Raw genomic sequence first — 16219 nt, 5'->3', positions numbered from 1 at the left:
TTATACAACGCCACATTAAATACAATAAGAGTAAAATAATATTTATAAAAATATCTTTATTGGGAATAAGTGTATTAATTACTGCACTTTGATAACATATCTTATATTCACTTCAAATGGATATCCCCATTCGAATGCATTATGCTATTAAAAAGTAATTACAAAACAAGAGAATACGTTTCACATTCATATACTGAATAAAAACAAATTGTGAGAAAAAATATTTAACAAAATTAGAATAATAAAAATGGCTATATTTCTTACAAGAAGAGTTTTACTTACAAAAACAACCATTTGAAAAATATGTAAATATGATAAGAAACTAGCACGATATACGGCACAAACGAAAGAATGTATTTCATGCGTGAGTGGCAGTATGACAAAGAAAATACTTGTAATAGAGTAGTTAAGGGAAGAAAGTTAACCTAAAGAACATATAGAGGTATCGAAAACTCTGAAAATCTTAGTCATAATTCAAAAAAAGATAAATAGACATGAGAAAAAATTTAAGTAATGAAATCATGAAAGCAGCACACTATAACATTATCATTTAATTTTGATCTATCGTTACATGATTTTATGAAAAGTGCTTCTGAAGAGCTATAAGCCGTAAACGCATAAGATATAGTAATTCTACAACTTATAGCGCAACATAAATATTGTCTATAGAGATATATTTTTATTGCCTCATAATACGGAAAAAAATAAATTTACAAGATACACATAAAGCTATAAACAACCATTTGAGACAAGCTAAATATCTCTAGGAAATACATCTTCGATTCTATTTTTGATAATTCCGTCACTAATCCAATGAGCTCAAATTTCTCTAAGATTTATAATATTAAATCTGTATTCACAAGGCTGTCCCTCATGTCACATGCATCCTTTGAATAAACGCAGTGCCATTGTTCCTTATTCTATTAAAGCTTATTGTGAAGACTTCACTATCCCTCTCTATAGGCTTTAAAACGTTTATAGACGGCATATTTTATATCCCTTCTTAAACATTTTTTACCTAAACATCTTTCTCTTGTCATGTATAAGCAACCATTTTTAAATTCATCATGAACAAGTTTAAAATGAGAGAGTTTTGCTGTATTAAATATTCTATTTAAGTTAAAAATATAAATTGTCCTTAACAAAAATTATTAATATATATTAAAGCTTTATGTTATTGAAACTTTGTTAAAACTAAAAAATGCTCATCCCTTATCAAGTGCATAAACAGCATGTAATGTTCTAACCGCAAGTTCAGTGTAAGCACTATCAATCAAAATAGAAATTTTAATTTCTGAGGTCGTAATTGCTTGAATGTTAATACCCTTTTCAGCCAAAGCCTTAAATGCTGTAGCGGCAACACCTGCATGGCTACGCATTCCAATACCAATCACAGATACCTTGGCAAGATCACTTTCAAATTGGAGAACATCAAATCCAATTTCTTTGCGATTCTTCTCAAGTAGTGCAACGGCTTTTTCTACATCTGATGATGGTACAGTAAAAGTCATATCAGTTTTTGAGCCATCTTCAGAAATATTTTGCACAATCATATCAACATTAATGCGCTCTTCAGCCAAGGGACCAAAAATTGCTGCCGAAATCCCTGGACGATCGGCAAGCCGACGAAGGGAAATTTGCGCTTCATCCTTAGCAAAAGCAATACCAGTAACATTTTGTTGTTCCACGATTTCATCCTCATCGCAAATAAGTGTTCCAGAAGAACTCATTGGATCCTCCATGCCTAACGCATCAGGATCCTCAAAACTTGAACGCACAAAGGTACGAACCTTATGAACCATTGCCAATTCAACAGAACGAACCTGTAAAACCTTTGCACCAAGAGAAGCCATTTCCAGCATTTCTTCAAAAGCTACTTTTGGTAAACGACGCGCTTTCGGTTCTATACGTGGATCCGTTGTATAAACACCATCTACATCCGTATAAATATCACAGCGATCAGCTTGTACAGCCGCGGCTATAGCAACAGCACTTGTATCTGATCCCCCACGCCCTAAGGTAGAAATCCGGTTATCTGGAGCTAACCCTTGAAAACCAGCAATAACGGCAACCTGACCTTCCTGAAAACACTCGATTAAAAAAGATCCATCAATATCAGTAATACGTGCACGTCCATGCGCATTGTCTGTATGAATAGGAATTTGCCAACCAAGCCATGAACGTGCATTCACACCCATTTCTTGAAGTGTCAAAGCCAACAAACCTGAAGTAACCTGTTCACCAGAAGCAACCACAACATCATATTCACGAGCATCTCTATGCTTGGAGGAAGCATCACACGTCCACTGAACAAGCTCATTGGTTTTACCAGCCATCGCAGATACGACAACGGCAACCTCATTGCCTGCATCAATCTCTCTTTTGACATGCCGTGCAACATTATGAATACATTCAATATTTGCTACAGATGTTCCACCGAATTTCATGACAATGCGCGCCATTAATAACACTCTTACCTTTACATCTTTTATCTCAAACGGTAATGAGAATTAGATGCTGTATCAACTAACCATTTTCTCGACATAGCGAATATCTATCATTTGTGCAAGTTTCATTATGATTATATTAATTTCTCTTGACTTTGTATAAAATCTACTGGACTTGATCATTAAAAATAAAAGGCAGGCAACATGATAGATGAAACACAAACAACTATTGATCAAAGTGAAATTGATCATTTTTCACGTATTGCTACAGAATGGTGGAATCCACAAGGAAAATTTCGACCTCTTCACCAATTTAACCCAACACGCCTTGCTTACATCAGAGAAAAAATCTGTTTAGAGTTTAATCGTGACCCTTGTTCATTTACGCCCTTTGATAATTTGAAAATTCTTGATATTGGCTGTGGAGGAGGCTTGTTATGTGAACCAATGGCACGTCTTGGCGCTATGGTCGTAGGCGTTGATGCTGCACAAACAAATATTGAAGTCGCAAAAACCCATGCAGCTCAAAATGATCTTTCCATTGATTACCGCACGATGACAGCAGAAGCTCTTGCCAATGAAGGAGAAAAATTTGATATCATCCTTAATATGGAAGTTGTTGAACATGTCGCTGATGTTAATCTCTTCATAGAAGCTACAGCAAAAATGTTGAAACCACAAGGGTTAATGTTTGTCTCAACACTCAACCGCACGTGGAAATCATGGGGGCTTGCTATTGTAGGCGCTGAATATATTCTACGTTGGCTTCCTAAAGGAACACATGATTATAAAAAATTCCTAAAACCTCTAGAACTTAAAAATTTCTTATCAAAAAACGCCCTAACTATCATTGATGAGATAGGGATTACTTATAACCCATTAAACGACAGCTGGAATCGCTCAAAAGACATGAGCGTTAACTATCTCCTTCTCGCAAAACGGTCTTAAGGATATGTAATTTACAAATATTATACGCCTTGTAATAAAGAATTGAGCTTTCCCTCAGCCTCTAAAGCATAAAGATCATCACAACCGCCAACGTGATAATCACCTATAAAAATTTGTGGAAATGTATTACGTCCATTTGCACGCTGTACCATTTCTTGGCGAAGGGATGTGGAAGCATCAATATCTGTATACTTTACGCCTTTTTTATTAAGCAAATCACGTGCTTTTGTGCAATAAGGGCAGTTAGGGCGTGTATAAATTATTATCTCTTTCATAGTATTATCCTCCAATATTTTTTAATAATATTCACTTTAAATTCCTCTTACGAGGAGGGAAAAATAGAATCTTCTTTGAGAACACGCGAAAATGTTAGCACATCAACCTGTCGCGCACCTGCATATTTTAATGCAGCAGCTGCTGCTGTAACTGTTGCACCTGTTGTAAATACATCATCAATCAGCAAAACAGAACATCCTTTGAGATATTTTTTAACCTTATGCGAAACCTTAAAAGCATTTTTTACGTTAAGTTTTCTCTCTCTCGAAGAAAGACTAACCTGCGGACGGGTATGCCGACAACGAACAAGCCAACTCGGTTTTAAAAGCTTTTTTTGTGATGCTGCAATATAACGCGCAAGCTCAGCAGATTGATTATAACGTCTCTCCCAAAAACGACGAAAATGCAATGGAATGGGAATAATAACATCACAATCATCAATAACCTCGCGTCCAGCAAACATCATCCAGTTGGCCATAAATGATGCCAATTCTATATGATCACCATATTTTAAGCGCGTTACTAAAGCTCGTGCAAGCCCTTTATGAACAATAGCAGAACGGACACGTGAAAAAGGATGAGAATTACGAAGCGCTTCACCACTGAGAAAACCATCCCCCATATCACAAACAAAGGGAGTCCCCATAACAGGACAATAAGGTTTAGTGATAAATTGAAGGTCTTTCCAACATTCGGAGCAAATCGTGCCATAAGTAGAAACATTTTGCTTACATCCAGGACAAATTGGTGGATAAAGCACCGTTTTCAAGCGTTCAATGAACTTACTTAGTATATCCCCACTACTTAACGCCGCTTCTCGAAAATACAACATTATAAATTTAGGCTTTTACAAGTTTCCCTCAGAACAAAAGTTCCTTTGTATTTCCTCAATTTATAATTTTAATTCCTTTAAAAATTCTTACCTTCTATAAATTTATTTTTCTTTTATATTATAAACTTGACAGAGCTTGCACAAATAATGAACCTTTTCAAAATATATTCTTTCATAGATCGAAAGTGTTCCACAATATGTCGCATCCTTTAATTTTTGATCATAACCGCATTGAACAATTCCGAAAACGTGCCTTTCAAAAAGCAAAAAAAGGATACGACTTTTTACTCTCTCACATGGCAGAAGATCTCTATAAACGTCTTAGCACTGTTGATCGCCTCTTTACATTAGCTCTCGATTTACACAGCCATACAGACCTTGCTGCGCAAGCTTTAATGAAATCTGGAAAAGTTTGTTCCATAGAACGTATTGAGACCAATACGCTTTATCAAAGCCATGATAAAAAATTTCATTTACGTCATCGGGAATTTCTTGATTTACCTCAAAGTTACTGTGACCTTATTGTTTCACTTCTTTCATTACAATTGACCAATGATACCCCTGGTGTTCTAAGCCAGATAAAAAACACCCTTAAACCAGATGGCTTATTTCTTGCTGTTATGGCAGGAGCTGGTACATTAAGAGAATTGCGCGAAAGCCTTCTGCAAGCTGAAAGTGAAATTTATGGTGGAGCAAGCCCTAGGATCTATCCTTTTGCCGACATTCGTGATGCAGGCGCTCTTTTACAGCGTGTTGGCTTTGCCCTGCCTGTAGCAGACGTTGAAGATATCACAATACGTTATAATACAATGTTTGATCTTATGCACGATCTTAAAGCTATGGGAATGCAAAATGCACTCATCAATCGTTCACGACGCCCTGTATCCAAACGTTTTTTTCTCCGCGCAGCTGAAATCTATGCACAACGATTTAGTGATCCTGATGGACGTATTCGTGCACATTTTTCTTTCATCTGGCTCTCTGGTTGGGCTCCTCATCCCAATCAACAAAAACCCTTACAACCTGGTTCAGCGCAAATATCTCTTACAGATATTTTACAACCCCAAAAAACATAACCTAAAATCATTTTTTAAAAATACTTTTATCTGTTGTCTGTAACATTTGACTGGTGATCGTTCCAGCTATCATTGAATCGCTCACGTTTAGGGCGGTCCGTCCCATATCAATTAGCGGTTCGATAGAGATAAGTACAGCAACCAAAGTAACAGGAAGCCCCATAATTGGTAACACAATCAATGCAGCGAAAATAGCGCCTCCCCCCACACCAGCAACACCAATAGAACTCAATGTCACAACCCCAATAAGCGTAGCAATCCAAGTAGGATCAAGAGGGTTAATACCCATAGATGGTGCAATCATGGTCGCAAGCATCGCTGGATAAAGACCAGCACAACCATTTTGTCCAATTGTTGCCCCAAAAGAAGCTGCAAAACTCGCAATGGGTTGTGGTACACCTATCCACTGTGTTTGCGCTTCAATATTCAAAGGAATACTTGCAGCACTTGAACGACTGCTAAAAGCAAATGTTAAAACAGGTAAAACCTTTTTGAAAAAACGAAAGGGATTAACCCCAGAAATACCAAGCAATACACCATGAATTCCAAAAATTAAAATAATACCGACATAAGAGGCAATGACAAAAACCAGTAAATTTAAAATATCTGCAATACGCGATATTGCTCCTACTTTCGTCATAAGTGCAAAAATACCATAAGGCGTCAAAGCAATCACAATACGGACTAACCGCATAATCCAAGCTTGTCCCACTTGAATAAATAAAAGCGCTTTTTCTCCTTTTTCTGGCTCATCTTTCTTTAAAAGAAGAACCGCTGCACCTAAAAATGACGCAAAAATAACAACACTGATAATTGACGTACGTTTAGCCCCACTCAACTCAGCAAATGGATTTTTAGGAATCATAGACAAAATCATCTTTGGTATATTCATATCTCCAAGTTTAGAAATATGACCTTCAAGAATAGCAGAAACATTTTGCCCTTCATGCACTAAACCATCGGCTGTTAATCCAAAAAAATTAATCACAAGAACACCAACCAATGCTGAAAGAGCCGTTGTAAAAAGCAATATTGAAATTGTTATTATACTCATCTTTCCAACAGCATAAACAGAATGTAAATGAGCAACTGCTGAAACAATAGAGATAAAAACCAGTGGCATAACAATCATTTGCAACAATAAGATATAGCCCTCACCAACAATGTTAAACCATTCAACGGATTTCAATAAAGTGCTTTCACCCTCTCCATAAATAAACTGCAAAACACTTCCAAAAATCAAGCCAAGGATAAGCCCTAGCATAACACGTAGTGAAAGACTCCATTGCATTCTCTTACTTTGAGAAACAAACAATAAAAAAATAACAAATAGAAATAAATTGACGAAAAAATTAAATGTCATTGTCTATGCTCACTTACTATTGTTATGATTGACGTCAATAATCTGCATAATTCAAAATCAATGCATGATATTTAAAATTAACATAAAGCTTACTAGGCTTTTACAAAATCATTATTTTTTTAATTTATAGATTAAAAGAGAATTTTTTATCTACTAATAACTGTTTAAAGAAAATAAATAAAATTATGTTCCTATTCTTTAAATTTATGCTCTCATAAAATAGTTAAAAAAGAGAAATATAAACAACATTCATTGCATCTTAATACCGAACAATTCCAGCATATCTTATCCTATCAATATCCTTACCTCTCTCTTTTGCTATTTGAACTGAAGCGAGCTTTTCAAGAAAGGATGAATTAACAATCGAACATTCATGATTTTTCTAGAAAATACCTTTCATAGATTCTTTCTTTGCTTTCAATGAACGCTTTTTTATTTTTCGATTTTTTTTATAGTCATAAAAAAAGACTTTAAAAGCCACAATGCCTATTGAACGACAATACATTGATTTATAATAAATAATTTACTATTTTGCATATTAAATGAGAGTCCCGAATAACGTAAGATTCTCTCATTTCAAACCTGTTTATCTTGAATCAATCAAAATCATTTTCTTGCACGTCACAAGCAGAGCTGGCGTGTGGATAAAAAATGTATAAGAAAGGTGTAGAAATACCTCTTATGAAACGTCTTAATGCAAGAGCTGTCGCAACATTGGAGGACGGAGCTTGGGCAGAAAATATAAATAATATGATTGCTTTTTATAATAGCGCAGTAAAACGTTTTAACGATACATATCTATATGCTGATCGAACAACACGTGTACGTGCCGTAGATAATTTTATCACTTTAGATATAAAGTTGTAGTTATAATGTTAAGCAAGAACTAATAAGAGGAAGGGTTTTTGAATTTGAAAAGACATGCCTCATGCAAAGTTCGTATCGTTCTTTTACACGACTATGGCTTTATTATAATCGTATCTTCAATGACGGAGTTTATCAGATACCACATGTATTCCCTATGGGGCAAGCAGTAGAAAATAGAGTCATAGAAATTACAAGCATAGGAGCACGAAGCGGTTTTTCTGTGTTGATAGCTAAGAATTTACCTAATCTAGATGCAATAGATACAGGCCAATGCTTTCCACGGTATCTTTATAAAAATGTTGAATCTTCTATAACTGATCATGATGAGAAACAATCCCATTTGTTTACAAATTCAATAAAGGAAAGAAAAACATCTGGTTTACAGAGGCGTGATGCCATCACTGATAAAGGATTAGCGCATTTTAAGCTGCTTATCCTAGTGAGACCATAACTAAAGATGATCTATTCTATTACGCTTACGGATTATTGCATTCAAAAGATTACCGTACTCGCTATGCTCATAATTTATGAAAAATTTATGCAAAGAATTGCCTCGTATCCCTTGTGTAAAAAGCGCTGAAGATTTCTGGATATTGTGACAACAGAGTGTGAATTTGATCACTTGCACATGAATTATGAAAGTGTGGAGCCTTATCTTGTGACCTTTAAAAAAGGGTAATCCAAAACTGACTGACATCTCTAATCCCGAAAAGTTTTATTACGTGACAGAAATGAAATTCGCAAAAATTAAAAATAGTAAGGAAAAGGATAAATCTACTTTATTTACAACAGCAATATCATCATGACAGACATCCTTCTTGAAGCTTATGAGTATATCGTTAATGGCAACCCCACTCTTGAATGGGTTATGGAGCGTCAATGTGTAAAGACAGATAAAAAGAGTGGCATTGTTAATGATGCCAATCGCTATGCTCTTGGAACCATTAGTAACCCTGCTTATCCATTAGAGTTGTTTCAAAGGATCATACTATAAATTTAGAAACAATGAAAATTATTAAGAAACTACCAAAATTAGAAGTGTGAGAAACCGAATAGACTTATGAGGTTAACACACCTCATAAAGGTCTCTTGTGTATTGCTTTAAAACGGCAGTCTATAACTTTAATCATCTTATTAAGTTTATTACCTACAATCTTAAAAGGATAGCTTATCATGCGTTATTCTAAAAAAGAAGCTTTGCACTTTTAAACACTGTTATTTGGATTGCTTTTAAAAGATTATATCGTAATCTAAAATGATAGCTTTATTGTTTTGAAAAACTCTGTTGAAAAAGAGCTTTATGTATTCATTTTACTTATAGATTTTGAAGGTGTCTAAAATCCTAAAAATCTTCAAAAATCTCAAAACTAATAACCATAATGGTCTTAATAGCATTTTTTATGACTAGAACCTATCTTTTGAAATGGCTTTAAAGAATCACATGCTTTTCATAAGATTTAATCACTCACTAAAATGATCTATTTTGTCGGTTCAATTTACTGACAGAAAACTGACAAAAATGACAAAAGTCTATTAAAAGGGAGTTTGCTGACCTCTATAATTATCAGTCTCTCTTTAGATGTTTTTATAAAAGGCAATAAAGCGCATTATCATCTTTATCATTTATCTTATGAAAATGAAAAATGGTGCCATGACTATAAAAATATAATAGCTATAGAGCATGCGTGAAAAAAGCAAGTTTTCATAATCACAATGCAAATGAACGCGTTGGTTATAAAGAGCGCGGTGCCTATTAAAGTTGTTCAAATTAGAGCCCCTTATAAACAAAATCTACAAAAATCATTAAAATCATTTAGTAAAAAACTGATACGTTATAAAGCTAAAAATACGCATGATGAGAGCGTTTATAAATATTATTAATGTTATAGATAATAAATAACGCAATTGTTTAATAAATTCCACAATATATCTTTAAAATACATAATAAAAAATAATCAAGTAATAAGCATATAAACAATATTTACACATAATATATTTAAAAAATATAAAATTATAAAATATTTATTTACAATAAATACGTATCGTGTTACATAAATTCTAGATATATTATTTTATATGTTACGAAAAAGCCTTTTCCATACCTTTAAAATACTGATTGTCTTTTATGCTTTTGTTAGTATATGAGTACTTTGTCGGGTGTAGCTATGCCATACAATACCCTTTTATGGGAAATGCAACGCCACTCGTAATCTACATATCATTCAATATAATTTGAAACACAATACCAACAAAAATATCACATATACCATTGATATAACCAAATTAAATGATATCAACCGTCGTAATAGCCCCTATTCAATACCGGCCTATTTATCGAAGATAAGGAGTTAAATCACTCATGAAACGTACCGTAACATTTATTGTTTTATCTTCTCTATTGATCATTTTGTTTGCTGTATTAATATCACTTGGATATACTAAAGTGAATGATCTGAATCCGTACAACGAACTTTATCAGTCATACCTAAAATAACAACTATAGAAATTCAGAATATCGCTACAAAAAGGAAATAGCAAAAGAATAAATTATCTGTATAGAGAAAATGATACCCTGTAATTTTCCTACCCGTTTTAGAAATACATCTATTGCCTTCATGCTGACTGTATAACTATATCGTATAATGGTACAAAAAGGTATAAGAATCCCCTTGAGATCTAGCTACTAAAAAATGGAAGAAGAAAAATTTAAAAGCGCACTAGATATGTTTAGCTAACAAAAAAGTTTTTGTTGCCCGTCTCTGCAAAAACTGAAATTTTTTATTTTTATTCCATACTTTACTCTTGTAACAACAGAATAACACATATTGATATAATATAATCAAATACATGGAGTGAGAATAATAACTGTAAAGAAAAATATCTCAAATGCTGTTTTTCTCATGCATAAAAATTCAATTTATTAATATTTAATGATGTAATTAACACCTTAATTCTATATATTATAATCTCTATTTCTATCTCTTTACATAATATATTTCTTTTTTATATAAAAATAAATTTGAGTTATACATACACAGATCTATCGGCATTTTTTCTACTGTCTTTTTAGCTTACTGAACGATTGATATCGTAATTTTTGTATAATAAAATGCTCTTTCATATAAGCATCGTACATTGAATTATAATAACGGACTATTAAACGCAAATTATATTTTTTATCCCTTTTAAAAGTGAAAAATATTATTTTCAGACCTATTCATAAGTGGGATGAGCTATGTGAATAAAAAATGTTTGATAATAAGCTTAAGTATATCTTTTATGAGCTATCTTTAGCACAAAGGCACAACATTAAGATTACGGAAATATCGTGATATTATTGGGTATAAAAATCACACTGCCCAAGAGATTTTTGTATTGTACCCTTTATGAGAAATGTTAAAAGAAAGGCAGGATATGCTCTCTAGAGCAAATGAGTGAATGAGCCACCACGGTGATATGCATTTTTTAAAAAGTAGGAAGTCTCTTTTCTTCAAATTTAATAGGCACATTCTAAAAATAAAGGTTCTACAGATTCATTCCAAATAGAATAGTAATAAGACAAAAATTTTTCAGCATCTGTTTGTCCCATTGCAACAACCTCTTCTAAAGGATTAAGAAAATTTGTTTCATCAAAACCATTCGTATCATACTGTTTGCGATTTTTTAAGCCTTTGCGGGCAATAGCAAGAGCTTGTCGTGCTAACTCTAAAAGAATAGTTTGACGAAAAGGAGTTTTTAACCCTTCTTTAGGAACGCGTTGGCGCACATCTAAAACTTCTTCAAAACACCAATCTTTTGTCAAAGCTTCTGCCTCATTAAGTGCTTCCCTATCATAAAGAAGCCCGACCCAAAAAGCCGACAACGCACAAATGCGCTTCCAAGAACCGCAATCAGCTCCTCTCATTTCTAAAAATCTTTTTAAGCGGACTTCAGGAAATAACGTTGATAAGTGATTAATCCAATCTCCCATGTTTGGAATTGAATTTGCAACTTGTCCTTTTAATGCTCCATTCATAAACTGACGAAATGTTATATGTGTACAATCATAATAACGACCATCACGCACAACAAAATACATTGGAACATCAAGAGCCCATTCAACATAATCAGCAAAACCAAAACGCTCAGAAAATATAAAGGGAAGAACGCCTGTCCTCTGATTATCCGTATTACGCCAAATTTCAGAACGCCACGACAAAAAGCCATTTGGGCGTCCTTCTGTAAAAGGTGAACTTGCAAATAATGCTGTTGCAATGGACTGTAACTTCATAGATACTTGCATTTTTCGCCGCATATCACTTTCAGATGAAAAATCAAGATTAACCTGAACTGTTGATGTGCGATACATCATATTAAGACCATTATGCCCCACTTTAGGCATATAATCAGTCATAATCTGATAACGTGATTTAGGCATTCGCGGCGTTTCAGCTAAAGTCCACTTTGGACTAGCTCCAAGACCTAGAAAACCTATACCCAATGGTTCTGCAATTTTTTTGAGAAGAGTTAAATGCTCCATCAACTCGTGATATGTATGGCCTACTGATTTTAATGGTGCACCAGATAATTCAAATTGTCCTCCAGGTTCCAAAGAAATGGCTCCCTGATCAACTGATCCTACAAGCCCAATAATATTCTCTTCATCTAAAATAGGTTTCCATCCTAAGGCGCTTTGCATCCTCTCTAAAAGCGCTTGGATTCCCCTCTCTCCTTCATAAGGAACAGGGTGAAAACCATCTTTATAAAACGGAAACTTTTCATGTTCTGTACCGATACGCCAATCATCTTCTGCTTTATACCCCCCTTGGAAATAGCTAACCAAGGAATCTAAGTTATAAATTTCACTTTCATCAGTTATATCAAGCGCCATAACTTATCGTATCCTATCATTGGTATCATCATCTTAAATGAACTGTTTAGAATGATTTTACAGATTTCTCAATCCATTGCCCAATCCCCCACGGTAGCATTAAGAAGAGCCAAAGCAGCAACAGCGGCAGTGTCAGCGCGTAAAATACGCGGACCTAATGATATTGGAACTACAAAAGGATGTTTTTTTAAAAAGCTCCGCTCTTCTTCACTAAAGCCACCTTCTGGTCCAATAAGAATACCAGGTGTTGTAACGTCACGCTTTTTAAAAGAAGGTAATGGATTATGCGATTTATGCTCTTCATCACAAAAAAATAAAGGCTGTGTCTCATCCCACCGTACTAAAAGTTCTGCTAATGATAGAGCAGATACGCATTCAGGGAGAGATAAAATGCCACACTGTTCAGAAGCTTCAATAACATTGGCTTCCATACGCGCCATATTGATACGCGTAACCTGCGTATGATGCGTTATAACAGGCTGCAAAGTCGATACCCCCATTTCAACAGCTTTCTGCACCATATAATCCAACCGAGCGTTTTTGAGTGGAGCAAAGCAATAAATAAGATTGGAATGCGTCGTTTGTAATCTTTCTTGATGGATAAGTTGAACCACAACAAATTTTTTCTTAACAATGATAAGTTTAGCAAGCCACTCACCATCCTGTCCATTAAAAAGTAAAATTTCTGCTCCTTCTTTCATACGCAGAACGTGCACAAGATAAGAAGCTTGTGCCCCCTCTATCTTTATTTCTTCATTCAAAGCCAATGTCTGTCGTATAAATAATCTTTTAAGTTTATAATTTATGCGCATAAAAATTTTGCCAATGCTCACTATCGTCATCGAAAAAACAAAGAAAAATATATAGCAAAAAGAAAAAATTATATCTATAGAACTATAATATATTAAAGAAATATAGAGTTTTTTTAGCTTTATGAGATAATAATAGGAACTTATAGATCCTTAAGTGATTCTACTTTCATAAAAGTTTAAATAATGCACCATTCATCTTTGCATTCAGTCATTGATGCATCCGTGGAGGAAAAATATGTCTGCTAAAAAAGCTACAATTATTACGATTACAACCCTCTTAGCCTTTATTTTGATTACAGTGGGAATTGGTTCTGTTGGAGCAGATGGGAAGCATACAATTACCAAAGATGGTTATGGTATTTCTTCTGGGATTCAGTAAGCACTGGCCGACATCCCCCTTAAAAATTTAATGTTTTTTAGAAACTTTTATAAGATTTGCATCAATATTATGAATTTCTTGTATTTGAAAGATTCCATAAGAAGGATTTTTATTCCTCTCTTCAATCATTTATCTATATCAACCACACTTATGACGGAGAGAACGATTTTTACTGCTTCACCACGAACGGATTTAAAATGAGAAAATCTTCCGATAGAGTGGGACCTCTGATTTAAATTAAAAGACAATTTTAAGTTGCAAAAAGACGAATTACTATTATAAGATGGAGTGCTATATAGATAAAAAACAATTCTCAATCTGCGTCAATGTCTTTTGTAACCCAAAAATTACCATGGTTTTGCCCTTTAGAGCGTAGAGAAAATGTAAAAGGCCATGCAAGGCTATTAGCGAGACATTGGACATCTTTACATAAAGTTTCTGATCTATAATTTTTGCGTAGTTGTGCCTGTAATATCAATTCATTCTGCTTCCCTTGTGCAATAGCAGTTGCAACGGTTCCTTGAATGGATAAGCTCAAGTCTTCTGTACGCATTAATGACTCTGTCACCTTCATCATACCTTCTGAAAAGCTTGTCTGAATATCCCAGTGATCAAATGTTGTTGAAAAAGTATCATTAGTCATTAAAAGAAATTGTTGTTTATTTAAAAGTCTTGTTTGTAATTCATTCAAATCATATCCTAAGAGCCGACCAGAAGACATCTTCAGTGTTAATTCACCCTGCATTTGCGTAAAAATTTCTCGCCAAGAATCAGCAAGTGTTCGTATCGTTGCAGTAAAATTCGTTTTGCTTTGTATAAATGGAATAAATCCCAAGGTTTCTAAAGTCTCCTGCATATCAATAGAAGCACCTGAAATATTTCCTCCTATCCGCACTTTCTGTCCAGCTGGCGTAACTTCAATATTACTTTGCACGGATCCACCAAAAATATTCGCATGTCCAAGATCAAAAATACCATGCCCATTTCTTATTTGTATTGCAGCAGCTAAATTTGTGAGGGAAATATTTCCTATTTTAGCTTGTGGCGCAGAAAGTCGTATATCCACGCCAATACGATCAAAAATTGTCATATCAAAGAAGGAATTTTTCTTTTTACCTGAAAAAAACATTGAACCCAAGAGGCTAAGATCTAGGTTATCAAAGGCTAACGAGCCCATAACATTTGGTACATAATCTTGAAAATCGAGTTTTAAAGCTCCTCGCGCATTGGCTTTCCCCATCGTAAATGTAACATTGTTCATTTGAATATGCATTGGCTGCGCTAAAAAATGAGATTCCCATACAATGGGTATTTTAAATTTATGTCCCCAAAACTGATTTCCACCAACCCAAGACAATGTCTGATTCCATCCCGGAGAACGCATCGATACTTTTCCGTCAAAAATATAATATTCAGATAACCGAGCCTTTCCTGTAAAAGTTATTCCCCCACGTACAGAATTGAGACTTGCCCTAATATGACTTTTTCCTCCTGCAAGAAGCAGCAATGCTTGAGAAGCATCAATTGATAACTTTGTAAATTCTCCGCGCCAACGCGCATCTGCACGTAACCGTACTTCCTGAGTCGATTCCGGCCAATGTAAAGTCGCATTTAATCCTGTTATTTTTTCTGCCATCCCCGAAAAACTATCGTGATACACAAGAACACCATTTTTAATGACAATCCGCCCAAAAGGTTGTTTTAAAAGGTGCTCTATCTCTGGATGTTCAGGATTATGTTTTAATATTTCACGCGTATTGCGTATTGCCAACCCTAATGCACCTTGTGAGCGAGAAAACCGATCAAAAAAATCTGCTATTGTTTTAACAGGCTTTTCCATAACAAATTGAGGACGCATAATCCGCGTCTCTGAAAAAGAAACATGTCCCCAAAGAAGATCGACGACAGAAAGATCAACTTCTATTGATTCAGCTTCCATTAATGGCGCAACATCATCCATTTTTGATGTTAAAGTAACGCCAGAAAGAAATGCTTTAGGATAAGGAAAAAGATGTAACCGCGGTGGATCACGCAATTGCACATTGTAACCGGTCCATACACTCAAATCCTGCGCTAAACGAATACGAATCGCATCTGTAGAGATAAGATAAGGTAAAACGAGAATCCCCACTCCAAATAAAAAGATAATTGTAATAAAAATTCCGCTCAAAAATTTTATTATTCTGATGCGCACAATATCCCTCTATATTTATCCCCCTATAACAGATTAAAAACAAACTTAAATGATCATAAAAAGTTTTTATAACCCTATAATTCACTATATCCACTTTGTATCTTCATTATTTTTGTTCTTTATCCAAAATTTATTCAAACAGCAATGTTGCTGCT

Annotated in this window: 10 protein-coding genes and 1 pseudogene; 4 read left to right on the top strand and 7 right to left on the bottom strand. The window is 34.5% G+C overall.

Annotated elements, in window-relative coordinates:
* Positions 1–1205: 1205 nt before the first annotated feature.
* Positions 1206–2462 (bottom strand): aspartate kinase, encoded by a 1257-nt coding sequence (locus tag ACFIKB_RS03415; RefSeq protein ID WP_012754793.1) that lies wholly within the window; start codon positions 2460–2462, stop codon positions 1206–1208.
* A gap of 189 nt (positions 2463–2651) precedes the next feature.
* Here ACFIKB_RS03415 and ubiG point away from each other — a divergent pair, with 189 nt between their 5' ends.
* Positions 2652–3395, top strand: coding sequence for a bifunctional 2-polyprenyl-6-hydroxyphenol methylase/3-demethylubiquinol 3-O-methyltransferase UbiG (gene ubiG / locus ACFIKB_RS03410; protein ID WP_375652833.1), 744 nt, complete (start codon positions 2652–2654; stop codon positions 3393–3395).
* A 20-nt stretch (positions 3396–3415) separates the two neighbouring features.
* Here the strand turns inward: ubiG and grxC are convergent, their stop codons facing one another.
* Together grxC and ACFIKB_RS03400 are read right to left on the bottom strand one after the other, a co-directional pair.
* Positions 3416–3670 carry a glutaredoxin 3 gene (gene grxC / locus ACFIKB_RS03405; RefSeq protein ID WP_273787883.1) on the bottom strand — a complete coding sequence of 85 codons (255 nt, stop codon included), beginning with the start codon at positions 3668–3670 and terminating at the stop codon, positions 3416–3418.
* A 47-nt stretch (positions 3671–3717) separates the two neighbouring features.
* Entirely contained in the window at positions 3718–4503 is a 786-nt protein-coding gene (locus ACFIKB_RS03400; RefSeq protein WP_012754790.1) for a ComF family protein, read from the bottom strand.
* A gap of 197 nt (positions 4504–4700) precedes the next feature.
* Here ACFIKB_RS03400 and ACFIKB_RS03395 point away from each other — a divergent pair, with 197 nt between their 5' ends.
* A complete protein-coding gene (locus ACFIKB_RS03395; protein WP_375647192.1) occupies positions 4701–5579 on the top strand; it encodes a methyltransferase in 879 nt (292 codons plus the stop codon).
* Positions 5580–5586: 7 nt separating this feature from the next.
* Here ACFIKB_RS03395 and ACFIKB_RS03390 read toward each other — a convergent pair whose 3' ends face one another.
* Positions 5587–6942, bottom strand: coding sequence for an L-cystine transporter (locus ACFIKB_RS03390; RefSeq protein WP_012754788.1), 1356 nt, complete (start codon positions 6940–6942; stop codon positions 5587–5589).
* 732 nt (positions 6943–7674) lie between these two features.
* Between ACFIKB_RS03390 and ACFIKB_RS03385 the strand changes: the two are divergent.
* Positions 7675–8853 (top strand): annotated as a pseudogene (locus ACFIKB_RS03385) (type ISP restriction/modification enzyme); the annotation flags it as partial.
* Positions 8854–11305: 2452 nt separating this feature from the next.
* Here the strand turns inward: ACFIKB_RS03385 and ACFIKB_RS03380 are convergent.
* On the bottom strand, positions 11306–12679 hold the full coding sequence (locus ACFIKB_RS03380) for a glutamate--cysteine ligase (protein ID WP_375635796.1): 1374 nt from the start codon (positions 12677–12679) through the stop codon (positions 11306–11308).
* A 68-nt stretch (positions 12680–12747) separates the two neighbouring features.
* Positions 12748–13491 (bottom strand): 16S rRNA (uracil(1498)-N(3))-methyltransferase, encoded by a 744-nt coding sequence (locus ACFIKB_RS03375; protein ID WP_375635797.1) that lies wholly within the window; start codon positions 13489–13491, stop codon positions 12748–12750.
* 235 nt (positions 13492–13726) lie between these two features.
* On the opposite strand from ACFIKB_RS03375, the gene ACFIKB_RS03370 reads away from it, so the two are divergent.
* Entirely contained in the window at positions 13727–13870 is a 144-nt protein-coding gene (locus ACFIKB_RS03370; protein ID WP_012754785.1) for a hypothetical protein, read from the top strand.
* Positions 13871–14183: 313 nt separating this feature from the next.
* Here ACFIKB_RS03370 and ACFIKB_RS03365 read toward each other — a convergent pair whose 3' ends face one another.
* Complete coding sequence (locus ACFIKB_RS03365) at positions 14184–16064, bottom strand: AsmA family protein (RefSeq protein WP_375652831.1); 1881 nt, start codon at positions 16062–16064, stop codon at positions 14184–14186.
* Positions 16065–16219: the final 155 nt, after the last annotated feature.

Origin of the sequence: Bartonella sp. MR110HLJHH (genome assembly GCF_042194225.1) — a bacterium.
GTDB classification, from domain to species: Bacteria; Pseudomonadota; Alphaproteobacteria; order Rhizobiales; family Rhizobiaceae; genus Bartonella; species Bartonella grahamii.
Note: the sequence above shows the minus strand (reverse complement) of the source record. Positions and strands in the feature narration are given on the sequence as shown.

What these genes read in the sequence shown, in the direction of transcription:
- ACFIKB_RS03380 (WP_375635796.1), bottom strand. Translation starts at nt 12,679, where the DNA reads ATGGCGCTTGATATAACTGATGAAAGTGAAATTTATAACTTAGATTCC.
- ACFIKB_RS03400 (WP_012754790.1), bottom strand. Translation starts at nt 4,503, where the DNA reads ATGTTGTATTTTCGAGAAGCGGCGTTAAGTAGTGGGGATATACTAAGT.
- grxC (WP_273787883.1), bottom strand. Translation starts at nt 3,670, where the DNA reads ATGAAAGAGATAATAATTTATACACGCCCTAACTGCCCTTATTGCACA.
- ACFIKB_RS03395 (WP_375647192.1), top strand. Translation starts at nt 4,701, where the DNA reads ATGTCGCATCCTTTAATTTTTGATCATAACCGCATTGAACAATTCCGA.
- ACFIKB_RS03370 (WP_012754785.1), top strand. Translation starts at nt 13,727, where the DNA reads ATGTCTGCTAAAAAAGCTACAATTATTACGATTACAACCCTCTTAGCC.
- ACFIKB_RS03415 (WP_012754793.1), bottom strand. Translation starts at nt 2,462, where the DNA reads ATGGCGCGCATTGTCATGAAATTCGGTGGAACATCTGTAGCAAATATT.
- ubiG (WP_375652833.1), top strand. Translation starts at nt 2,652, where the DNA reads ATGATAGATGAAACACAAACAACTATTGATCAAAGTGAAATTGATCAT.
- ACFIKB_RS03375 (WP_375635797.1), bottom strand. Translation starts at nt 13,491, where the DNA reads ATGCGCATAAATTATAAACTTAAAAGATTATTTATACGACAGACATTG.
- ACFIKB_RS03390 (WP_012754788.1), bottom strand. Translation starts at nt 6,942, where the DNA reads ATGACATTTAATTTTTTCGTCAATTTATTTCTATTTGTTATTTTTTTA.